General features: G+C 44.5%; 21 protein-coding genes. 13 read left to right on the top strand and 8 right to left on the bottom strand.

Annotated elements, in window-relative coordinates:
• Positions 1-21: 21 nt before the first annotated feature.
• Positions 22-423: a hypothetical protein gene (locus PENNN9_RS01350; RefSeq protein WP_058367973.1), complete on the bottom strand. Its 402-nt coding sequence runs from the start codon at positions 421-423 to the stop codon at positions 22-24.
• Between the two features lie 396 nt (positions 424-819).
• Between PENNN9_RS01350 and rpsU the strand changes: the two genes are divergently transcribed.
• Entirely contained in the window at positions 820-1,035 is a 216-nt protein-coding gene (rpsU, locus tag PENNN9_RS01345; RefSeq protein ID WP_010195908.1) for a 30S ribosomal protein S21, read from the top strand.
• A gap of 189 nt (positions 1,036-1,224) precedes the next feature.
• Positions 1,225-1,674: a GatB/YqeY domain-containing protein gene (locus PENNN9_RS01340; RefSeq protein WP_058367972.1), complete on the top strand. Its 450-nt coding sequence runs from the start codon at positions 1,225-1,227 to the stop codon at positions 1,672-1,674.
• A gap of 39 nt (positions 1,675-1,713) precedes the next feature.
• On the opposite strand, the gene PENNN9_RS01335 is transcribed toward PENNN9_RS01340, so the two are convergent.
• Positions 1,714-3,411, bottom strand: coding sequence for a M48 family metalloprotease (locus PENNN9_RS01335; RefSeq protein ID WP_227511680.1), 1,698 nt, complete (start codon positions 3,409-3,411; stop codon positions 1,714-1,716).
• A 283-nt stretch (positions 3,412-3,694) separates the two neighbouring features.
• On the opposite strand from PENNN9_RS01335, the gene PENNN9_RS01330 reads away from it, so the two are divergent.
• The 4 genes from PENNN9_RS01330 to thiS all read left to right on the top strand — a co-directional run bounded on the left by PENNN9_RS01330 (position 3,695) and on the right by thiS (position 5,987).
• Positions 3,695-4,165, top strand: coding sequence for a sulfurtransferase TusA family protein (locus PENNN9_RS01330; RefSeq protein ID WP_058367971.1), 471 nt, complete (start codon positions 3,695-3,697; stop codon positions 4,163-4,165).
• Between the two features lie 259 nt (positions 4,166-4,424).
• Positions 4,425-5,288, top strand: a complete 864-nt coding sequence (rpoH, locus tag PENNN9_RS01325) for an RNA polymerase sigma factor RpoH (RefSeq protein WP_197409062.1) — start codon at positions 4,425-4,427, stop codon at positions 5,286-5,288.
• Between the two features lie 48 nt (positions 5,289-5,336).
• On the top strand, positions 5,337-5,702 hold the full coding sequence (locus PENNN9_RS01320) for a DUF423 domain-containing protein (protein WP_058367969.1): 366 nt from the start codon (positions 5,337-5,339) through the stop codon (positions 5,700-5,702).
• An 84-nt stretch (positions 5,703-5,786) separates the two neighbouring features.
• Positions 5,787-5,987, top strand: coding sequence for a sulfur carrier protein ThiS (thiS, locus tag PENNN9_RS01315; protein ID WP_058367968.1), 201 nt, complete (start codon positions 5,787-5,789; stop codon positions 5,985-5,987).
• Between the two features lie 141 nt (positions 5,988-6,128).
• Here the strand turns inward: thiS and hpf are convergent, their stop codons facing one another.
• Together hpf and rpoN are read right to left on the bottom strand one after the other, a co-directional pair.
• A complete protein-coding gene (gene hpf / locus PENNN9_RS01310; RefSeq protein ID WP_058367967.1) occupies positions 6,129-6,509 on the bottom strand; it encodes a ribosome hibernation-promoting factor, HPF/YfiA family in 381 nt (126 codons plus the stop codon).
• Positions 6,510-6,919: 410 nt separating this feature from the next.
• Positions 6,920-8,614 carry an RNA polymerase factor sigma-54 gene (gene rpoN, locus PENNN9_RS01305; protein WP_058367966.1) on the bottom strand — a complete coding sequence of 565 codons (1,695 nt, stop codon included), beginning with the start codon at positions 8,612-8,614 and terminating at the stop codon, positions 6,920-6,922.
• A 317-nt stretch (positions 8,615-8,931) separates the two neighbouring features.
• Here rpoN and PENNN9_RS01300 point away from each other — a divergent pair, with 317 nt between their 5' ends.
• Complete coding sequence (locus PENNN9_RS01300) at positions 8,932-9,822, top strand: carbon-nitrogen hydrolase family protein (protein WP_058367965.1); 891 nt, start codon at positions 8,932-8,934, stop codon at positions 9,820-9,822.
• 59 nt (positions 9,823-9,881) lie between these two features.
• On the opposite strand, the gene PENNN9_RS01295 is transcribed toward PENNN9_RS01300, so the two are convergent.
• The 4 genes from PENNN9_RS01295 to lptM form a co-directional block, all read right to left on the bottom strand.
• The gene (locus PENNN9_RS01295) at positions 9,882-10,868 is read right to left on the bottom strand and encodes a tyrosine recombinase XerC (protein ID WP_058367964.1); all 987 of its coding nucleotides are present in this window, start codon (positions 10,866-10,868) and stop codon (positions 9,882-9,884) included.
• Positions 10,869-10,905: 37 nt separating this feature from the next.
• Positions 10,906-11,802, bottom strand: coding sequence for a diaminopimelate epimerase (gene dapF, locus PENNN9_RS01290; protein ID WP_058367963.1), 897 nt, complete (start codon positions 11,800-11,802; stop codon positions 10,906-10,908).
• A gap of 251 nt (positions 11,803-12,053) precedes the next feature.
• Positions 12,054-13,409: a diaminopimelate decarboxylase gene (gene lysA / locus PENNN9_RS01285; RefSeq protein WP_058367962.1), complete on the bottom strand. Its 1,356-nt coding sequence runs from the start codon at positions 13,407-13,409 to the stop codon at positions 12,054-12,056.
• Positions 13,410-13,449: 40 nt separating this feature from the next.
• Positions 13,450-13,764, bottom strand: coding sequence for an LPS translocon maturation chaperone LptM (lptM, locus tag PENNN9_RS01280; protein ID WP_058367961.1), 315 nt, complete (start codon positions 13,762-13,764; stop codon positions 13,450-13,452).
• 462 nt (positions 13,765-14,226) lie between these two features.
• Here lptM and PENNN9_RS01275 point away from each other — a divergent pair, with 462 nt between their 5' ends.
• From PENNN9_RS01275 to PENNN9_RS01250, 6 genes are all read left to right on the top strand, one after another.
• Positions 14,227-15,459, top strand: a complete 1,233-nt coding sequence (locus tag PENNN9_RS01275) for an acetate/propionate family kinase (RefSeq protein ID WP_058367960.1) — start codon at positions 14,227-14,229, stop codon at positions 15,457-15,459.
• Between the two features lie 97 nt (positions 15,460-15,556).
• Positions 15,557-17,701 (top strand): phosphate acetyltransferase, encoded by a 2,145-nt coding sequence (gene pta / locus PENNN9_RS01270; protein ID WP_058367959.1) that lies wholly within the window; start codon positions 15,557-15,559, stop codon positions 17,699-17,701.
• Between the two features lie 132 nt (positions 17,702-17,833).
• Complete coding sequence (locus PENNN9_RS01265; protein ID WP_058368020.1) at positions 17,834-18,682, top strand: nicotinate-nicotinamide nucleotide adenylyltransferase; 849 nt, start codon at positions 17,834-17,836, stop codon at positions 18,680-18,682.
• 153 nt (positions 18,683-18,835) lie between these two features.
• Positions 18,836-19,237, top strand: a complete 402-nt coding sequence (gene rsfS / locus PENNN9_RS01260; RefSeq protein WP_058367958.1) for a ribosome silencing factor — start codon at positions 18,836-18,838, stop codon at positions 19,235-19,237.
• Between the two features lie 217 nt (positions 19,238-19,454).
• Positions 19,455-20,201, top strand: a complete 747-nt coding sequence (locus PENNN9_RS01255) for an MOSC domain-containing protein (RefSeq protein ID WP_058367957.1) — start codon at positions 19,455-19,457, stop codon at positions 20,199-20,201.
• 195 nt (positions 20,202-20,396) lie between these two features.
• Positions 20,397-21,575 (top strand): APC family permease (locus tag PENNN9_RS01250; protein WP_058367956.1); only part of this gene is annotated, 1,179 nt, incomplete at its 3' end.

The raw sequence follows: 21,575 nt of genomic DNA, 5'->3' as shown, positions 1-21,575 counted from the left end.
TTTCGTAGTTTAGGTTAGCAGCTATTCAGTCGTCGCTGGCTCAGCGTCGCTCTCTGTTGTTTCGGCATCAGTAGCTGGCATATTTGCATTATCAGCCACCGCTGCGTCTGTATTGGTATCATCAGCAGTAGCTTCTGCCGTAGCAGGCTCAGTCATGCCTTCTTCTATAGTCGTAGTAGCTCCTGCTTCCGTACCGTCTGCGGCAGCTTCGCCCTCTACAGGCATTGGCGCTGTCTCTGGAAACTCCATGTCTTCGGCCTCAGGTGCATTTTGACGAGCCAGTTCAGCGGCTTCCTCCACTCTATCTACTGCTAAGACCTCATGAGACTCGCCTTCTTTATCACCACTACAGGCGGTAACGCCAAGCCCAAGAGTAACAACCATTGTCGCACTTAACACTGTATTTAGTACTGTTTTTTTCATTCCAACACCCTTAATAAAATGGACACATCGTCTTGAATATGCCTACTGCTATATGGGAATTATCATAGCATAAACTCAAACCAAACCGTTATAAGCAGTAAGGGTTTTTTGTTCTTTCACTTATCCTCGCTTATTTAGTTTTAGTCAAGTTTACAAAGATTTATAACCTGGACAAAGACGCATATTTATCGTCCACCTTACATGACAGTACTGATAGTTAGATGTACTAAAAGCATTGACTTTGTTGCCATTTTTTATTAAAATACCTGCCCTTGTGCTATAGCGCAAAAATTATCCTAGTTTGAGCTGATGCCGGTAATCTTGAGATATTACGGCTAAATACTAATACACAGCCAAATTAATGCCTTTATATCTCATCCTAATCAAGGAGTCTTCATGCCTGCAGTTAAGGTTAAAGAAAACGAACCAGTTGATATCGCTATCCGCCGTTTCAAACGTGCTTGTGAAAAAGCTGGTGTATTATCAGACGTACGTAAGCGTGAGTTTTATGAAAAGCCAACGCAAGTACGCAAACGTAAAAAAGCTGCTGCCGTAAAGCGTTATAAGAAAAAACTACAACGCGAAACTATTCGTACCACTCGTATGTACTAATCAATAATACGATTAGTTAAGTACAAGCGCTACACTAACGCCACTGTTATCGATGAATAACAGTGGCGTTTTTTATGCTACAATTTTTTGTTATTGCTGTTGTTTACACAGGCTTTTATTGACGAGCCAAGCAAAAATTGCTTCTTTAAAAGCCTAATGAATAAAATTTAACGAATAAGGATAATAATAGTGAGCCAACTTAAACAGAACTTATCGGACAGTATCAAAGCTTCTATGAAAGCGCGCGAGCTTGAGCGCGTCAAAGTACTACGCAATGTGCAAGCGGTCATCAAACAAATCGAGATTGACCGTCAAAAAGAGCTTGATGATGCAGGCGTCTTAGAAGTGCTACAAAAGCAGCTAAAACAACGCCAAGAGTCATTGGCTATCTTTACTGAAAATAGCCGTGATGACCTAGCGACCAAAGAGCAGTTTGAGATTGATATCATCAACGAGTTTATGCCACAGCAGATGAATGATGCTGAGCTTGCAGCTTTGGTCAATGCAGAAATCAATGAGCAAGGCGCAACATCGATGCGTGATATGGGTAGTGTTATGGGCGTGCTTAAAAATAAAACCGCTGGTCGCGCTGATCCGGCACTAATCTCTAAGCTGGTAAAAGAAGCGTTACAAGGCTAACAATTACTGCCTCATAACAGCTGCTATATAAACAACCGCCTAAGGTTTAAATTCTTTGGCGGTTTTTACGTTTTTAATTTCTTGTTTAATACTTGCTAATAGTGGACGAGCACTGCTGCTCTGTGCGCCAGCGTGTAATTGCTCGGCCAACTGCTTGGCCTGCGTAAGTGAGATAAGTGCCGACTCGTAACGGCCATTCCATAGCTGATCATGACTGCGATAACGCAGCGCATTAATCGTAGCGATACGGGCAACCTGCGGTGATGTAGCGGTTTTGGCCAGTTTTTCATTGGCCAGCTGTAGGCTTTGCCAGGCATAGCGATCACTTGGCTGCTGCTGGGTCAAAGGCTTGAGTAGCGCTTGTGCTTGGGTCGACTGATTACTATTGGTTAACGCTTCTGCCAAATACAGACGCAAATCGCGGCGCTCAGGATACAGGCGCTGTTGCTCTGCCAATACGTCTGCTGCCTTTGACCAATTATTTTGTTCACTCAATACTTGGCTATGGGTGATAGATAATAGTGGCTCTAGCATTTGTTGCTCAGCTGCCGGTAATACCTGTAGCTGCTGTATTATTTTATTCGCTTCCTCAAAGCGCTGCTGCTCGCCATACCAATGCGCTAAAGCCAGCTTTGCCCCGACGCTATTTTTGGCAGCAGTCGTTAAAACTGTCTCTGAGACATGCTGACCCGTCGTCTGTACTCGCCAATAAAGCAGGTCAAATAAAGCTTGATGACGCTGCTGCTGGGTCAATGATAAGGGTGGATAACGCTGAGCTCGGCTTTGTGACTCGCTTAGACGTTCATTACTAAGCGGATGTGAGCGTACAAAGCTTGGCAAAAAGCGGTTGGCAACTTGATTTAACTGGTTTCGCTGGTTCATTGTGGCAAAGAATCTTGGCATTGCTCGTGGATCATAGCCTGCCTGCGTCATAATCTGCATGCCCACGCGGTCAGCCTCGCGCTCATTATTACGGCTAAAAGCCATGCTACTATTCATGGCAGCAGTTTGGCTGCCCATCATGACAGCGGCACCAGCATCACCGTCAGCTGCTGAGGCAGCAATAGCTGCCAACATGCCGCCTATCTGCATCAACATGGCTTTTTTGCGCTCATCTGCACCGCTTTCGTAATGACGCTGGCTAATGTGGGCCACTTCATGAGCCACAACGCTTGCCAGCTCATCCATGCTGCTGGCCGCTAGTATCGTCCCTGTATTGATACCTATAACGCCCCCTGGCGCGGCAAAAGCGTTGATACTTGGGTTATCAATGATGACCACGGCCAAAGGTGCTTGCTGCCGTACTTGGGCGTTGAGACGCCATGTCATGCCTTTTATGGTTTCTTGAACCCAAGGATCATGCTCCATCTTGGCACGACCATTGATATTTTGTAGCGACCATTCACCCAGCAGTTTATTTTGATACTGGTCAGCGAAGCTTAAGCCCTGACCTTGCAAATTTGGTAGCTGTAACTCATCAGGTTTTTCAGTTTGCCAAGTGCCATACGTTGAGCCAGTCATTAATGCTGATGGCGTTAATGGTGTTGTCGGCTGCGGGGTAACAGTAGCAGCGTAGCTCTGATGGCCAACTAGCATTGAGAACATAAGCAGGCCTGCATGTCGCAATGTAGGCTTTTTATATAGCTGGGATAACGCCCACAATCGAGTGAGCGGCTTGTCGGTTACACGTTGGTCTGTTGTAGACTCAAGGCTTAAAAAACGATTTGAATAATTCAAAGATATGTCCTGTTCTATTAGCTGCTGATGGCCATAGCGTTTTTTGGCTATACGAGGTTGACTGCTTATCGTCAATTCTTAGGGTAATTTTAATAGGTCAATCATAACGATGACTATATTCAACTGCTTTTGCTCTATTACAGTTTGTTATAATATAACCATTGTTTTAGCATAACTATGTTTCATAATTATAATGGTTTTACTTTGTAGTAGTTTACAACGACTTTAAACGTTGAGTTTTAAAGCTTAATTAATCAAGACTCAGATGCTAAGGATTTTATCTATGTCTGCAAAAGGCAATTTGAATACTACGATATACGCACCTCATCAGGTCTGCTTACAGCAATCATTATCTGATAGCGAGCAGGATAAGATTGCGTCATTACTACGTTTATTACCAACTTACTGCATCAACTATATTGAGTCAACAGAGGCCCTAGACCATACGCAGCCTGTCATTAAAGTAAAAGGTATGGTGGATGGACGCGGACTTGCTTGTCCCATGCCACTGTTAAAAACTAAAGTCGCACTACGTAGTGTCGTTAGTGGTGAGTCGTTATATGTCGTGGCAACTGATCCCAACTCTCAAGCAGATATTACGGCATTTTGTCATCAATCGCGTCAAACCAATGATGGCGAGCTGCTGCTTTTAACTGTGAATCAAACGACTACTGGGCAAGAGACGGATAGCACCTTAACGAAGACTTCCGATACAATATTTCACTTCATCATTACCAAAACCGATAGCAACTAAGCGTCGCTATCCTTTACAATTAAGACAATAAAGATTTTTATCTGAATATTTGCTCGTTTAATATTTGCTTACCTATTTAATCAAGGTCAAGAATATGACTACTCCATCTACTGAATCTTCCACAACAAAAAAGACGCAAGACAGTGCTGGTACTGAAAAAAATGCTGCACGTGAAGCGGCGCTGAATGCTGCAGCGCAGCGCCCACCCTACGATGCTAGTGCACTAGAAGACACCAGTACACGCGATTTAGTACCTGCCATGCCGACTCATCTGTCTGCACCAGGGGTGAATTTGGGTGCGTATATCAATACTGTCCATCAAATCCCTATCTTGACACCGACTCAAGAGCAAGAGCTTGCCCATCGCTACTACGATGAAGGCGATGTTGAGGCTGCACGCTTACTGGTCATGTCACACCTGCGTTTTGTCATTCATATTGCTCGTAGTTATTCAGGGTACGGTCTACCGCAAGCCGATTTGATTCAAGAAGGTAATTTAGGATTGATGAAAGCGGTCAAACGTTTTGATCCCAATAAGGGTGTACGTTTGGTGTCTTTTGCAGTGCATTGGATCAAAGCTGAAATTCATGAATTTGTGATTCGTAACTGGCGCATTGTGAAAGTTGCCACTACTAAGGCACATCGTAAGTTATTCTTTAATTTACGTAGTCTCAAAAAGACCAATAATCAGCTGACATTAGAAGAAGCAGATGCTATCGCAAAGGATTTGAATGTCACACGTAAGCAAGTGCTAGAGATGGAGTCGCGTCTGACGTCATACGACGCATCGTTTGAGACGCAATCAAGTGACGATGATGATGGACGCTATGCACCGCAGTTGTTTTTAGAAGACGGTATTGATCCTGCTGAGATGATAGAAGAGTCTGATTGGGAAGAGAGTAACTCATCAGCATTGATAGCAGCGATGGATACCTTAGATGATCGCTCGCGTGATATTGTTGAACAGCGTTGGCTGACAGAGCAGAAGTCTACTTTGCATGAGCTGGCTGCCGTCTACTCTATCTCAGCAGAACGGGTACGCCAGATCGAAAAAAATGCCATGGACAAAATTCGTGATGCGATGACTATTGAGAGTGTCATTTTACCTGATGACATTCAATAAATAGTCAGATATCAGTCTAACTGTATTACTTATAATAAGCGTGGTCGTATGTTGAATTGGATAAGTGTTGCAGCGATAAATCTCGCTATCGCTGTTGGTCTAGGCGCGTTTGGAGCACACGCTATCAAAAGTATGGTCGATGCTCAGCAGCTTGAGTGGTGGCATACGGCAACGCTGTATCTATTTATTCATGCACTTGGGTTATTGGTCGTTGGACTCTTGATTCGCCTAGGTTATGCTACTCATGTTAGTGCTTGGCTACTACAGATTGGTATTGTTATATTTGCTGGTAGCTTATTTGCGATGACTCTAGGCGCACCGCGTTGGTTTGGAGCCATAACACCTGTGGGTGGTATCTTATTAATAGCGGGATGGCTGTGGCTTGCTGTCACTGCATTTAAAATGAGTAGATAACGTTAAAATGTAAAACGTCATAGTCCTAATATGACCAATCAAATAGCTATTGAGTTGAATCATTGTTTTGAGGGAACAAATATTATGAGTACTATTCATGTTAATGGAAGAACTTTACAGACCACTCATCAAACTGTCCAGTTAGTTGTTAATGAATTGGGACTTAGCAGTGGTCGCTATGCGGTCGAAGTTGATGGTGAGCTCGTCCCCAAAAGCGAGCTTGCACAGCTACGTATCGTCGAAGGTATGAATATAGAAGTCGTACAAGCAGTCGGTGGTGGTTAGATTTTATCCGTCTTTTGTATTGAACCAATAACATATAAAAAGACCTCAACATAAGATGTGTTGAGGCCCTTTTTTATTAAGTTTTTATTGTATTTATTAGGGCTTTATTGCCTGATTTTTATTAACTGACTAATGCTGTCGTTAAGTCGCTGGAGCCGCTTCAGCTCCCAATACTTCTTCATAGCGCCCTTCACGTCCTGCACCGCGGACCTTTTTACGCTCTTGACGAGTTTTGTATTTGCGCACTTGTCTATCAAGCTTGTCTGCCATCTCGTTAATGGCTTTATACATATCATCTTCACACGCTTGGACGAACATTTCTTGACCTGAGACTCGCATGATCGCTTCAGCTTTATGGCTTTTTTTGCCTCCGTCATTTGCTCCACTATTATCTAATGATAATATCACTTGGATACTTTGAATCTGGTCAAAGTGACGCTCTACTTTTTCAAGCTTTTCACGTACAGCTGTGTTCATTGCCTCGGTTACGCTGATATGGTGACCACTGATAGAAACGTTCATATGCTGATCCTTATATTTATTACTCATAGTCAACAGATGGTTTGGCACTCCGGCCTATACCACCTTGCCTTATCAATAACAGTAGTAGAGTCATCGTATATTCATTCTGTGGTAAATCCTCTAATAACCACCTACTCATAATATAGATCAACTGCTGCAAATTTATTATTGATATGCCTCTAATTTGTCATGAAAGCACATAAGTAGCAATACGCTATATTGTAACTAAACGTAACCAGGTCTTTTGTTATTTTCACAATTCTATATAATCAGGAATTTTTATTTTTTATTTATGACGTTGTATAAAGCAATCTTTCTAATAGATGTCAGCCTCTACCAAAACGCTAAATCTTTTATTTAGTATTATCTAATTTTTATAGTTGAAGTACTTTTTACAAAATAGGCAATTTTTAATACTTTTGTTTGCGCTGCGTAGAAGAGCTGATATTCATTGCTTCTCGGTATTTGGCCACTGTACGTCGTGCGATATCTATACCGTCAGTAAGTAGCTGAGTTTGGATACGGCTATCGGATAAGGGCTTTTTGGGATTTTCATCCCTTATAAGCTGTTTGATCATGGCGCTGATGGCGGTGGACGAGATGTCCCCATCATTACTACTAACGTGGGATGAAAAGAAGTGTTTGAGAGAAAATAGACCTTGAGGGGTTAAAATTGTCTTGCTAGTGGTCAGACGCGAGACGGTAGATTCATGCAGTTCTACTTCTTCTGCTACATCTTTTAGAATCAGCGGCTGCATCGCTGTGGCACCATGTTGCAAAAACTCGTCTTGACGGCGTACGATACTAGTGGCGACCTTTAACAAGTTTTGATTGCGCTCCTCGATACTACGAATAAACAGTCGTGCATCTGTGAGGTTTTCGCGTAAATATTGATTGTCAGGACTGTCATCACCGCGCTTAACCAAACTTGCGTACTCTTGGTTAATCCGTAGTTTCGGTAATGTGGCTGGATTTAGACGCACGTGCCAGCCGCCCTCTTTTGCTTCGCTATTGGACGGTTGACGTAACGGGGTCACCAACACATCCGGAATATCGTAGCTGGCAGGTGGTTGAGTATAGTCGGGCTGCGTGTTTTGAAAGGACAATCCTGGTGCGGGGTTCAATGTACGCAATAAATTAATGGCAGGGGTAATATGCGCAGGTAACAAACCTGTAGTCTCAGTCAGTGCTTTGATATTGTTACTAACCAAATAATCACTAGCAGATAGCAGCGCCTGAGCATGCGCTAAATGTTCCGTATTAGGATCAAGCTTGTTCAATTGAATCGCAAGGCATTCACTTAGATTGCGCGCGCCTACGCCAAGCGGGTCACAAGATTGAATAATATGCAGCACCACTTCTATCTCGTCACGCTCAATCTGCTCATCCCATTGATAAAAGCTTGCCATTGTATCGAAACTTTTGAACAGCTCGTCAATATCCAACTGCACAAAGCCCATATTATCCATCGAATCTACCAGATACTCTGCTATTAGCATATCTGAATCTGAGAGATGTTTAAAATTCAGCTGCCAACGTACATAATCTTGAATACTAGCACTCGTACTTCCTTGATAATCATCAAGCTCGTCGTAATCTGTGCTCGCTGCGGCGCTACTCCCACTAAAGCTTCCGATATCATAGTTACCGTAGCTTTCATCGCTATCCGTGCTCTGATAATCGCTATTTGAGTACGTATTGTCTGCATCAGTGTTGTCCATAGCACTGCCATCAATGTTTGCCTGTTGCAGTTTGTCTAAGCTATCACTAAAAGTGTCGTCATACTCAGTAGCACCATATTCAAAATCATCATTACCATCCGATGAGTCAGACATGTCAGTCGATAGACCTACCTCGCTATTGTCATTCCACATCTCAAGTGTTAGAGAGTCATCTAACGCATCTGCTGCCGTATCACCACTGTCGTCATACTCGTACTCATCTTCCTCGATGCGCTCAAGTAATGGATTGCTATCTAGCTTCGCTTGAACCTCTTGTGCAAGCTCAAGGCTAGAGAGCTGCAACAATTTGATGGCTTGCTGCATTTGCGGGGTTAGCTTTTGGGAGGTAGATAGCGTGGTCGCCAATCCAAACGACATACTCATAGCTTATGTATTACACTCCGATATTATTACTTTAATCATATATATTTACGGCTCATGGATAACGACCAATCATAAATAACGGCTCATATTTTTAAGCGTATGCATTTTTATAAGCTTATACCATTTGCAAAAATAAAAATAGCAGGCAAAACGAGTACCAATACTTAATCGTAGCTTAAATGAGATTAGGCGTGTTAAACCATTTTCAAGCTGTTCATGTTCGGCAGTACAACTGTCCTGAACAATGACGATAGCATTATTTACCCTAATTTTGCTATGATAATTTATATCTTAAAACAATAACTGAGAATAAATACATGAATAACCACTTGCATAATCATAAACTTACGGTCGCTGCGGTACAAATGAATAGCCAACAAGACATCGATACAAACCTAGCGACTATAAAATCTGCTATTGAGGAAGCTTGTGCTCAAGGCGCGCAGCTTGTAGTGCTGCCTGAGAACTGCTGTAGTATGGGACGGCAGTTTGCAACTGCTGAGCGTTTTGAGTCTCTCTCAGCTACCCTAGCGGACTATGCCCGTACCAACCGCGTTTATTTATTGGTAGGGTCGCTACCGTGTTCTTATCGACCAGATGGAGTCGTCGTACCCGATGGGCGTCTACGCCAAGTCAGCCAGCTGTTTGGTCCTGATGGAACGCAGGTCGCACGCTATGACAAGATTCATCTATTTACTGCAACGGTGGCTGATAAACAAGGCAGCTACAACGAAGCGGCAACGTTTGAGCCTGGCATGCAGACAGTCGTGGCGCCAGTTGAAGCAAACGACTCAGTCTATCAACTTGGAATGATGGTATGTTTTGATTTGCGCTTCCCAGCCTTAGCTCAGCGTCTACGTCAAGCTGGAGCCGACTTATTAAGCGCGCCCTCTGCTTTTACTTATTTGACAGGACAAGCGCACTGGTCGCTGCTCTTGCAAGCTCGTGCCTTAGACAGTCAATGTATGGTGATTGGGGCGGCGCAAGGCGGTGATCATGCGTACAAAAATGGTAACATTCGTCAGACGTGGGGACATACCGCCATTACTGATTTTAATGGTACTGTCAAAGACTGTTATGACAACAGCCATCTAGATAATCAAACCGAAGACAAAAACTATGCGTTGGTGTTCGCTGACTTAGACAAACGTGCTCAAGAGCAGGGACGACAAAAGATGCCTATTTTTCAGTGTCATCGCTTAGCATGATTCAGCGCTGTTAAGCTCAGCATGTGTCGTCTCATTATATGGTCTGGTTTTATGTCAATCTAGTCTTTCTCGTTTTGCGTATGCGTCGCACGTGGATGAGCGCGGTCATAGACTTGGGTCAGCTTGGCAAAATCTACATGAGTATAGATCTGCGTGGTACTGATGTCACTATGTCCTAGCATCTCTTGGACAGCCCGCAAGTCGCCACTACCTGAGAGCATGTGTGAAGCAAAACAATGGCGCAGTAGATGCGGATATAGGTTTTGTGCAATACCCGCTCGCGTTGCTGCTACTTTGAGACGCTGCTGCACAGCGCGCGTTGACAATCGGGTGCCAAGCTTTTCACTGATAAATAAAGCGTTGTCCTGCTGCTCTACCCATAAATTACGATGCGGTAAATAGCGATTGATGGCAGCGGCAGCCTTCCTGCCTAATGGTACGAGACGGGTCTTATTGCCTTTACCCGTGACCCGCACCCGCAAATCGGACAAATCTACGTCAGTGACATCAAGCGCCACCAACTCCCCCACCCGCAGACCACTACTATACAGTAGCTCAAACATTGCTTTATCACGTAGCCATAAGCGGGCTTGCTCAGGTGTATCAGGTATCTCTTGATCGAGCAATTGGGTCAACAAATCCACATCAGCGATAGAAGGCAATGGTCTAGCGCTGCGTTTTAGCTGATAGCCAGTAGTGGGATTGATACGTGCCAACCCCTCTTCAATCATCCAGCCATAAAAATGGCGAATAGCTGACAGCTCTTGTTGGACACTTGCCAGTGCCAGCTTATCTTCATCCAAGCGTTGACTGATATGCTGCGCAAGTGTGCGTTTATCACAGCGCGTCCAGCTCAGCTGCTTACCACGTAAAAACAACGCGAGTTGATTGAGTCCAGCAAAATAAGACTTTAAGGTATGCACGGAGTGATTGCGCACCGCCAAAGTGTTTAGCCAGCGATGCACTGGTGACAACAGCTCACGTAGCGTCTTATCTATTTCTATAGATTCAGCAGGCATATAGATATAGTCATCTTTAATAGACATAAAGTGTCCTTAATGCCTCAAATACCAAGTAGTTGACTCAGTTTGATGAGTTGACTGGGTTGGGTTTGATTCCTGCTTGCGCCATTAAACCATCTGGGCTAAATACACCTTCATAAACAAAGGCAGTTGGGCCTGTCATCATGACTGAATAGCCTGGTTGCCACTGGATAATCATACTACCGCCATATAGCTGCGCCCGTATTTCTTCGCCTTCGTCAAGCCAGCCCTCACGCACACCAACGGCTACTGCCGCACAAGCGCCTGTACCGCACGCTTGAGTCTCACCGACGCCGCGTTCATAAACACGCAAACGTATATGACGCTGATTCATAACCTGCATAAAGCCTACATTCACATGCTCTGGGAATGCTGGGTGTGACTCAATGGCTTTACCCAACGTTTCGACTTCAGCATCAAGCACATCGTCGACTTTGATAACCGCATGCGGGTTGCCCATGTTGGCAACATAGAGCTGCACAGGCGTACCATTGACGTCTAGATGATAGGCGTTTTGAATTTTGGTCGTCGCTCTGGGCGTAAATGGTATCTCATCTGGCTCAAACTTGGGTTTGCCCATATCCACCTCAACCCAGCCATAGCGATCAGTGGTCAAAGCAATAATACCGCCTGCGGTCTCGACACGTAAGCGCTGTTTAAATGACAATTTACGCGCTTGCACAAAACGGGCAAAACAGCGGGCACCATTACCGCACTGCTCAACCTCTGTGCCATCGGTATTAAAAATACGATAACTAAAATCAACATCCGGGCGCATTGGTGGCTCGACGACGAGCAATTGATCAAAGCCAATACCTAGATGACGATCTCCTAATAACTGCACCAACTCTCTGGTCAAATCCAAGCGCTGAGTTACCAAATCAATGACCATAAAATCATTGCCCAGACCATGCATTTTGGTAAATTCTATTAGCATATCCCTTTGTCCTATTCTATTTTTATGTGTCTGTTATATTAGCATGCTGTCTGTCACAATGATAACTATCAAAGCTCCAGAGGCTGTATGAATCCATTAAAATAATAAATAACTGTGCTTATCACAATGAAACCTTTAGCGACCATAATCACCGCCATAAAAAACCCATTGTCATGATAACAATGGGTCGTTATTACATCGGCAAGAGTGGCAGTTACTAAGAGTGGCAGTTACTCTATTTATAATGCACTCTACTTTGCGTTTTGCCAAAGTATTTCATCTGCATATAATGCTTCAACAGTTTCACGTTTGCGAACTAGCTGATGATGACTTCCTGCAACCATGACTTCACTTGCACGCGGGCGTGAATTATAGTTGCTACTCATGGTAAAGCCATACGCTCCTGCACCAGTAATCGCTAAAATGTCACCCGTTGCGAGTGATAATAGACGATCTTTTGCTAAGAAATCCCCAGTCTCACAAATCGCCCCAACGATATCCCACGGCTGGGTGTCATCTGTATCGATACCTTCGCTGGGTAATGTCATAGGAATCACTGCCATTTCAGCTTGATAAAGCGCTGGACGAATCAAATCATTCATCGCAGCATCAACAATGGCAAAGTTTTTGTGCGCTGTTGGTTTTAGTACATCGACACGGGTAAGCAAAATACCTGCATTGGCAACCATGCTGCGACCTGGCTCAAAAAACACTGGTAAACCAAGCTCAGTTAGTTTCGGTAGGAGTGCTTGCGCAAAATCATGAATAGAGACGGGCGACTCATCAATATAACGCACCCCCAAGCCGCCGCCCAAATCAATATGACGCAGCTCAATACCTTTTTCACGCAAGCTATGGACCAGCTCAATGACTTTATCCAGAGCAGCAATAAAGGGTTCGACTTCTGTTAATTGTGAGCCAATATGACAGTCAATCCCAACGATATCGATATGCGATAAAGCAGCGGCCTTTTCATAGACAGCGACGGCCTCTTCATGGGCAATGCCAAACTTATTGTCTTTTAGACCGGTTGAAATATAGGGGTGGGTCTTGGCATCGACATCAGGATTGACCCGTAGCGATATCGGTGCATGCTTATCAAGCTGCTTTGCTACCTCATCAATTAGTGTCAACTCGCTAATAGACTCAACGTTAAAGCAGCCAATACCTTGAGTTAGCGCATACTCGATATCGCTTTTGGTTTTGCCCACGCCTGAAAACACGACTTTATCGGCCTGCCCACCTGCTGCCAATACGCGCATAAGCTCACCGCGCGAGACAATATCAAACCCCGCACCTGCTGCTACGAGCACACCCAACACAGCAAGATTTGAGTTGGCTTTTACTGCATAACAAATCTGATGATCAATCGCTGCAAAGCTATCGCTATAGGCTTGATACACATCAAGTATTGCCTGCTGCGAATACACATAGCACGGCGTATCGTAGCGCTCTACCAACTCATGAATACTTACCTGCTCCATCCATAGTTCACCTTGGTTATAGTGAAGTTCAGGTAGATGGTTGGTTAAGGCGGCCGGATCGACATACATTCCTTGCTCAGTATGGATAGTTACACCGTCAGCTTGTAATTTAGTCTCACTCATATCGGGTTCTCTAATCTAATCAGGTTATCAATTATTAAGGTTAGTAATCGTTGGGATCGTCACTGGCGCTAGGAAGTACCTGCTGTTGCTCCAAATAGCGGCTCTTGTCATAGCTGTCATCATCGAGAGTAGCAAAAGCAGCATCTTGGGGATGACTGGTACTATCTATTTGATCTGAGGCAGCAACCGTCTGACTACTCGGCTCTGCTAAGTAAAGATCCCCTTTTTGTCCGCAACCCGACAGTCCAAGCATAACAGCGCTACCAATCATCAATGTCCAGATAGCATGACGACCGGAGTTGGCAGATAAATTTTGAGTGCCTCTGATATCTAAAGAGCGGCGTATAGTAAACATATGACAGATAACCTTGCAACAGTGGAGATGCTATAAGAAGTGTTATAAAAGAGCATTAAAATTTAGCACGAGCCAATCATAGCATTATTCACTAAAGCTGTGCTGGTCTTGAGTTTTATTGAGGGATAATTTGCTGGTTTTTGGCTACATGAAACTAAAACCTCGCCTTGTTATCTCTCATCATCTATCTATTTGACTATTCTTAATTTATGCCATGTGAGTCTGACTGTGCTTAAATGTTTACGGATTATCAAAAAAGGCGTTTAGAATGTTGCTGACAAACTTTCTTACAATTTTGATAACAAGCAAACTTACCTTTATAGCGCTTGCTATAGCCCCTGCAAGCCAATAGCTATGTTCAGTGAACAGATGTTATGATGCCTTGACGAGCGCCAATCTTTAACCTTATAGTTATCGAGGTATAGCAACCACCCCTCATAAAACACAATCTAAGGATAGAGCATGAGCGACAGCGCCGTTAACCCCACTCTCAGCGATCAAGACACGACATCAACACTGACTAATCCTACCTTGGTACTTAACTGTGGTTCATCTTCTATCAAATACGCTCTAATCAGCGAAGATGAATCAACCCGCATCACTGGTCTCGCTGAAAACCTAGGTCTCGATACTGCCCGCATTAAACACAACACCTTAGATGGCAAAAAACTAGAGATTGCCATTGCAGGTGGCCGACATGAGCTGGCCTTAAAAAGAATCCTTGAGCTACTCGAGCAGTATCATTTCGTTGCAGTCGGTCATCGCGTGGTACATGGCGGCCGTGAATACTCAGAAGCCGTTCGCGTAAATGAACATGTGCTATCAGAAGTAAAACGCCTAAAGGTATTGGCTCCGCTACACAACCCTGCCAATGCGCTTGGTATCGAAGCTGTACAAGCTATCTATCCTGAAATCCCGCAAGTCGTCGTCTTTGATACCGCCTTTCACCAAACCATGCCACCAGTTGCCTATCGTTATCCGCTTCCAAAATCATTATATGAAGACCACAAAATCCGTCGCTATGGTTTCCACGGTACTTCGCACGCCTACGTCTCAGAACGAGCAAGCCAGATTACAGATGCCAAAGGCCCTCATGGTTGGTTGACCGCGCACTTGGGTAATGGCTGCTCTGCAACCGCTGTCTATGATGGCGAAAGCTTAGATACCAGTATGGGACTCACACCGCTTGAAGGTCTGATGATGGGTACGCGTAGTGGTGATGTCGACCCAAGCTTACATATTCATCTAAAGCGTCAGCTTGGTTTGAGCTTAGAGGAGATCGACAAGATGCTCAATAGCGAAAGCGGTCTGCTTGGCATCTCAGGGTTATCTAACGATCTGCGCACCATCGAAGAAGCGGCCAATGAAGGCCACAAAGATGCGCAGCTCGCCATTGAAATGTTCTGTTATCGCGTTGGCAAGTATCTGGCCAGCTTGAGCTGTGCGTTGCCCGAATTTACTGGTATCGTGTTCACTGGTGGTATTGGAGAGAATTCAAAGACGACTCGTGCGCGCATCTTAGATGTCATGCGTCATTTTGGTATCAAGTTTGATGCGGACAAAAACGCCAGCCTAGTCGGCGGTAGCGAAGGTAGCTTCCATAGCGACGATAGCAGCATTGAGCTATGGGTTGTGCCAACCGATGAAGAGTGCCGTATTGCGCAAGAGACCCGCCAAGCGCTAGGACTCGCTTAAAAAGGAGGCTGCTTCTACGAGAAGTAAGCGCTTTTTATGACTTCCTCGATATAATAAACTCCCTCAAGGATATAATAATTAAACAGTAGGATACGCTATGCAAACCATATTACTTGTCCCTATCAGCCGCGGTATTGGTGTGACGTCAGCTGCGCTAGGCTTGATTCGCGCATTGGATTATAACGGTATCAAAGCGGGCTTTATGAAGCCGTTTTTGCAAGATGATACGCTCGATAAACAAAACAGCTTGGACAGCTCAAGCGCATTAACCATGCACGCTTTTGGTTTAACCCCGCCCAAGTCCATCAACCGTCAGCGCGTTGAGCGTATGATTGGAGATGGCAACCTTGATGACTTGATGGAAGAAGTGGTTATTAATTACCACACCATCGAAGGTGATCAAGATGTGATCATTTGCGAAGGCTTGGTTTCGACGACTGAAGCTTCTTATGCAGCCCAGGTCAACCGCGCTATCGCTCACGCACTTGATGCAAGAGTTATCTTTGTCAGTACGGCTGATACCCAAAACCCCGCCCACCTTGCTGATAAGCTCGATATGCATGCGCGTGAGTTTGGCGGCATCGCAAGTGAGCGTACGTTAGGCTGCATCTTGATGCGAGTCGATGTGCCCAATACCTTTGAGAACCAGCCAGTTGCCCCTGGTGAAGCTGTCTTTGAGCTTGACAAGAGCTTCATTCAAGAAGTGCAACGCTTGTCACCGCATTTTGATACTGAGCAATTTCGCTTAATCGGTGTCGTACCGTTTAGCGACTCGTTATCTGTCCCTCGTACTTGGGATATCGCCGCTGAGCTCGATGCCACTTGGCTAAACGTTGGCGAAGCAAAAACGCGCCGAATCAATCATATCAGTTTAACGGCTCGCTCGATTGCACGTATCGATGAAGTGTTTAATCGTGGTACTTTGATTGTCGTACCAGGTGACCGTGATGATTTATTATTGGCCGCAGCTTTGGCTTGTATCAACGGTATTCCTTTGGCAGGCCTAGTATTAACAGGCGGCGTCATGCCAAATGAGACCGTCGCTGGGCTATGGCAATCTGCGATCAAAACTGGCATTCCTGTCATGAGTGTCGAGACCGATAGTTATGAGACCGTGCAAAACCTTATGCACATGAGTGCTGAGATTCCAAGTGATGATACCGAGCGCGCGCTAGACGTTACCCGTTATGTGGCGGCGCATTTAGACTTAAGCTGGATTAAAGAGCAGTTCAGCGGCGATCACAAACCGCGCTTATCGCCAGCCGCTTTTCGTCATCAAGTCGTCGTAAAAGCACAAAATGCCAAAAAGCGTGTGGTATTGCCAGAAGGCTCTGAACCACGTACTGTAGAGGCTGCGTGTATCTGTCAAAGCCGCGGTATTGCTAACTGTGTGCTGCTCGCTAAGCGCGAAGATGTCGAGCAAGTCGCCAAAAATCGCGATTTAATCTTGCCAGAAGGGCTTGAGATCATTGACCCTGATACGCTCGATATGAATAAATATATCGCGGCAGTCGTTGAGCGCCGTAAAGGTAAAACGACAGAAGAGTTGGCGGCTGAATATCTACAAGATACGGTTTATCTAGGCACTATCATGCTACAAATGGATGAGGTCGATGGTCTGGTCTCAGGTGCAATTCATACCACAGCCAATACTGTACGCCCTGCATTTCAGCTGATTAAGACCGCACCGCAGTACTCGTTAGTATCGTCAGTCTTTTTTATGCTACTGCCTGAGCAAGTGGTCGTATATGGTGACTGCGCTATTAACCCAGACCCAACCGCTGAGGAATTGGCTGAAATTGCTATTCAATCAGCGCAATCTGCTGCTGCGTTTGGTATTGAGCCAAAAGTGGCTATGATCAGCTATTCGACAGGTGCCTCAGGTACTGGTGCAGACGTTGAAAAAGTCACACGCGCCACCGAAATCGTTCGCGAGCGCGCACCTGAATTGGCAGTTGATGGCCCATTACAATATGACGCCGCCTCGGTCATGAGTGTCGGTAAACAAAAAGCACCTGACTCCAAGGTTGCTGGACAAGCCAATGTGTTTATTTTCCCTGATCTAAACACGGGTAACACCACTTATAAAGCGGTGCAGCGTAGCGCCAATGTCATCAGTGTCGGTCCAATGCTACAAGGTTTGAATAAACCAGTGAACGATCTATCGCGCGGCGCACTGGTTGATGATATCGTTTATACCATCGCTTTGACCGCCATTCAGGCTTATAGTGATTTGATTTAAGCATTTATTATCTGCTAGAAACCTAGAGCACTATCATATAGATAGTCGGCTCTTTTGTGGTTGTTAATGACAGCAGTGCCCTTGTCCTCTACAATGAAGCCAATCTGTTTCGCTATTGTGTATTATTTACGTATGTCAGCTCCTAATCTTCATAAAGACGATAACTTAACATCCCCTCCCGCTATCCGTGCTTATCTTGGTGGCTCGTTTGATCCTGTGCATAAAGGTCATTTGCAAATAGCCATGCGTGTCTATCAGGTTTTATTACCTATCGCTGAGCGGCAACAGCGCGAACTGCATGTGTCATTGCTACCCAATGCGCGCTCGCCCTTTAAAGACGAGAGCACCAATCCTAAGCATCGTCTGGCGATGTTAAAGCTTGTGACAACCAACACCCCCCTACAGATTAACGAGCTTGAGCTGTGGCAGACGCCACCTGTATATACCATCAATAGCGTACAGACACTGCGTGAGCGCCATCCAAACGACAGCTTAATATTTATTATGGGTATGGACAGTGCTCGCAGCTTGGATATGTGGAAAGATGGACTCAACCTCACCAATTATGTAAATTTATGGATTTTTAATCGTACAAAAAGCTCCAATTTATCAATACCAAGCTTAGTCGCTTATACAGACAATGACCCATGCTCGCTGTCTTTGCAAGATATCGATAATCTCTATAGCGAACTTCCTAAGCAGCTACAAGCACAAACCACCAGAACCGTGCAAGACTTGGTGCAGCCGTTCAATGGATCGGCTCACAATCGCTCATCCTTCTTGAAAAGTGCTAGCAGAGGACGCATTTATATTGATCAGCACCAAGTCAGTGCCATATCGAGTACTGAGATTCGCAAACAGCTACAGAAAAGGGCTGCTAGAGCGGATACCGCACCAAATACCTTAATTCAACTAATAAATCCTACTGTTTATCAATATATTATTGCCCATCAGCTATATTCTGCTGTTCAATTCCGTTAAAATCGTTTTATCATTGTCAATTTGTCCTTTTGATTGTCTAGCCCTCACCCATTACTGGGTATGTAGAATCAACTGAGTAAGACAACTTGGCTATTCACTACTTTACTTTTACTACTTCATTTTTAATATTTACGTTTCAAGAGATTAAAATTTATGATTAATACTATGAACGACAAACGCTTAAAAGAGTGCTTAACTGTCGTTGAAAACACGTTAGAAGATATGAAAGCCAAGAACATCACCGTTATCAATGTCGAAGATTTGACTGATGTCATGGAACGAATTGTCATCGCTGAAGGCACCTCTAAGCGTCATGTGCGTGCGATGGCTGATAGTGTCGGTGCTGAAGCTAAGCAAGCTGACTTTATGCCTCTTGGCCGTGAAGGCGGTACAGACTCTGACTGGACATTGATTGATTTGGGCGCAGTCGTCGTGCATATGATGACTCCGCAAGCGCGCGAGTTTTATGACCTAGAGGGCCTATGGTCATCACCAGAGAGCCTAGCTGAGCTAGTCGCGACTCCACGCGAAAAGAAAGCCGGTCGTCGCAACTAAGTTTGTCATTTAGACGGCTTATGACAGTGCATTACTAAAGATAAAGACCAGATGCCTATTCTGGTCTTTTTTTTGTTTAAATTTTTAAGCGTAAATAAGCTTTACCGTACTTAAGCCGTATAATCAGATTCGTGATTAGACTAAGATAATACTCATCATTGTTATCAGCAATGATATAACCCCTCGCCTAATAAATCCTTACAAATTGGGAAAAGCCATGAGTATCAAAGTTTCTACCCAAAAAAACGCAGCTGACTTTACCCAAACCCTGCCCGTGCATATCGCTGATCTAACCTGCGTCCGTGCAGGCAAGGCCATGCCATTCGCCCGCGAGCAGATGAGCGCCATCGATAAAGTACCGATCAAAGCCCCCGTTGCCGTCAACTTTATGGGTTTGACTACCGATGAGCAAGCCGATCGACGGCATCATGGCGGTCCACTAAAAGCGGTGCATCAACTACCGCCTGCGACTTATGAAAAGATTAATGCAGAATTTGGCTTAAAGGTACGCATCGGCACACTGGGTGAAAACCTAACCACCGAAGCGCTAGATGATTTGCCTGAGATGGATGAAACTACCGTTTGTATCGGTGACGTTTTTCAATATGGGGATATTAATGACGTCAACAGCGTACAGCTACGTATCGTCCAACCGCGCCGCCCTTGCTATAAGATTAATGACCAAATCGGGCAATTTACCAAGGTGCCCAACATCGCTGCATGGGTGAGCAAGCAAGGAATCGCTGGTTGGTACTTTGAAGTCGTACGTGATGGCATGATTGATGCGGGCTTGCCTGTTTATCTGATAGAGCGTCCCTATCCGTTCGCCACGCTTGAGAAACTATGGCAACTATCAAACTCAAAAGAAAAATATGATGCTGAGGTGATCAAGCCGTGGCTGGCGATTGAATGTTTGGAGGAAAGTTGGAAAACCGTTTTGGCTAAAAAGATCCGGAAGGACTAAAAAGATTTAATAAAAAAAACCTTTAGTATCATCTTCGAACTTAATCAAAGACAAAGTTTGATTCAGCTTTTTATACTGATAACCATTATTCAAAACCATTTACCACAAAAGTTAAAGGTGTTTTATCTGCAATATCGACTTTACGACAAGTAAGCTTTTGCAGCAAGCATCCATTTGGCTCTCAAAGAGGAACATATGCGTAAAAAAACTGAGAGCATCAGCTACCTGCAAGCAATAGCAATTAGTGTAGGCGCGATTATCGGCTGGGGTGCTTATGTGATGCCAGGCGATTTATTTTTGCCGCAGTCGCAGCTGTTAGGCTCATCTGTCGCCATCATCATTGGCACATTGGCCATCTACATGGTTGCCCAAGCCTATATTAATTTATTGACCCAAACGCCAGAGAATGAGTCAGGCGGTATCTATTGGATTGAAAAATATATCAATAGAAAACACGCCTATGTCTATGGCTGGGGCGTGGCGATAGGCTATATCTCTATCGTGGCGCTCAACATATCGGCCGTCGCATTGCTACTAAGGTATTTATTGCCCAGTAGCTTACAAATAGGCTATTTGTACACGATTGCAGGTTGGGAGGTCTACGCCAGTGAAGTGTTCTTATGCAGTGCTGCCATCATTTTGTTTAGCTATATTAATCTCAGAGGAGTACAAGTCGGGGCAAAAATTCAATTGTATATTGCCCTATTTATGATTGTGTCAGTCGGGGCAAAAATTCAATTGTATATTGCCCTATTTATGATTGTGTCAGTCACCGCACTGTTTTTTGGCTCGCTTTGGGCCACGCCAGCTACGCAGCCCTTTTTGCCCACTGATATGCAAAGCAGCTCTATCACTAGTTTGGCATGGTTACCTATTCTTGCTGTTATGCCTTGGGCATACGTCGGGTTTGAGACCACCCCGCAGATTTCCAAATCTATTAGTGACTCAAAAACCAAGACCAAAAGCATTATCCTAATCTCGCTTATCGCGGGTGTTTTATTCTATTTTTTGATCAATTATTTTACTGCTTTAAATATGAATTTTGATTACCAAGCGATCAAAGATAGCAATTGGGCCACTGGCGAAGGGATAGACAATCGTATCGGTAGCATTGGCATTTGGCTATTGTCCATCGCTATGATTGGTTCCATACTGAGCGGTATCAATGGCTTTATATTATCCTCAGTCAAACTATTAGAATCGATGGGCGACTCCTCTTTACTGCCTAGTGTGTTTACCGATAATAACCATCATTTTAGTAAGAAAAAAACCGTCATATTGATATGTTTGGTTTGCCTGTTTTCGCCATGGCTTGGTAGAAACTATCTACTTGATATTGTCAGTATGGCATCGCTGGGTATTACTGTCGGATTC

This window comes from Psychrobacter sp. ENNN9_III (genome assembly GCF_001462175.1).
Classification (GTDB): Bacteria; Pseudomonadota; Gammaproteobacteria; order Pseudomonadales; family Moraxellaceae; genus Psychrobacter.
This window is presented reverse-complemented; position numbering and strand designations above follow the sequence as displayed.

Bases quoted from the DNA above. Each gene is read 5' to 3' on its own strand.
- PENNN9_RS01350 (WP_058367973.1), bottom strand. From the start codon at position 423: ATGAAAAAAACAGTACTAAATACAGTGTTAAGTGCGACAATGGTTGTT.
- rpsU (WP_010195908.1), top strand. From the start codon at position 820: ATGCCTGCAGTTAAGGTTAAAGAAAACGAACCAGTTGATATCGCTATC.
- PENNN9_RS01330 (WP_058367971.1), top strand. From the start codon at position 3,695: ATGTCTGCAAAAGGCAATTTGAATACTACGATATACGCACCTCATCAG.
- rpoH (WP_197409062.1), top strand. From the start codon at position 4,425: ATGCCGACTCATCTGTCTGCACCAGGGGTGAATTTGGGTGCGTATATC.
- PENNN9_RS01320 (WP_058367969.1), top strand. From the start codon at position 5,337: ATGTTGAATTGGATAAGTGTTGCAGCGATAAATCTCGCTATCGCTGTT.
- thiS (WP_058367968.1), top strand. From the start codon at position 5,787: ATGAGTACTATTCATGTTAATGGAAGAACTTTACAGACCACTCATCAA.
- hpf (WP_058367967.1), bottom strand. From the start codon at position 6,509: ATGAACGTTTCTATCAGTGGTCACCATATCAGCGTAACCGAGGCAATG.
- rpoN (WP_058367966.1), bottom strand. From the start codon at position 8,614: ATGAGTATGTCGTTTGGATTGGCGACCACGCTATCTACCTCCCAAAAG.
- PENNN9_RS01300 (WP_058367965.1), top strand. From the start codon at position 8,932: ATGAATAACCACTTGCATAATCATAAACTTACGGTCGCTGCGGTACAA.
- PENNN9_RS01295 (WP_058367964.1), bottom strand. From the start codon at position 10,868: ATGTCTATTAAAGATGACTATATCTATATGCCTGCTGAATCTATAGAA.
- dapF (WP_058367963.1), bottom strand. From the start codon at position 11,802: ATGCTAATAGAATTTACCAAAATGCATGGTCTGGGCAATGATTTTATG.
- lysA (WP_058367962.1), bottom strand. From the start codon at position 13,409: ATGAGTGAGACTAAATTACAAGCTGACGGTGTAACTATCCATACTGAG.
- lptM (WP_058367961.1), bottom strand. From the start codon at position 13,764: ATGTTTACTATACGCCGCTCTTTAGATATCAGAGGCACTCAAAATTTA.
- PENNN9_RS01275 (WP_058367960.1), top strand. From the start codon at position 14,227: ATGAGCGACAGCGCCGTTAACCCCACTCTCAGCGATCAAGACACGACA.
- pta (WP_058367959.1), top strand. From the start codon at position 15,557: ATGCAAACCATATTACTTGTCCCTATCAGCCGCGGTATTGGTGTGACG.
- PENNN9_RS01265 (WP_058368020.1), top strand. From the start codon at position 17,834: ATGTCAGCTCCTAATCTTCATAAAGACGATAACTTAACATCCCCTCCC.
- rsfS (WP_058367958.1), top strand. From the start codon at position 18,836: ATGATTAATACTATGAACGACAAACGCTTAAAAGAGTGCTTAACTGTC.
- PENNN9_RS01255 (WP_058367957.1), top strand. From the start codon at position 19,455: ATGAGTATCAAAGTTTCTACCCAAAAAAACGCAGCTGACTTTACCCAA.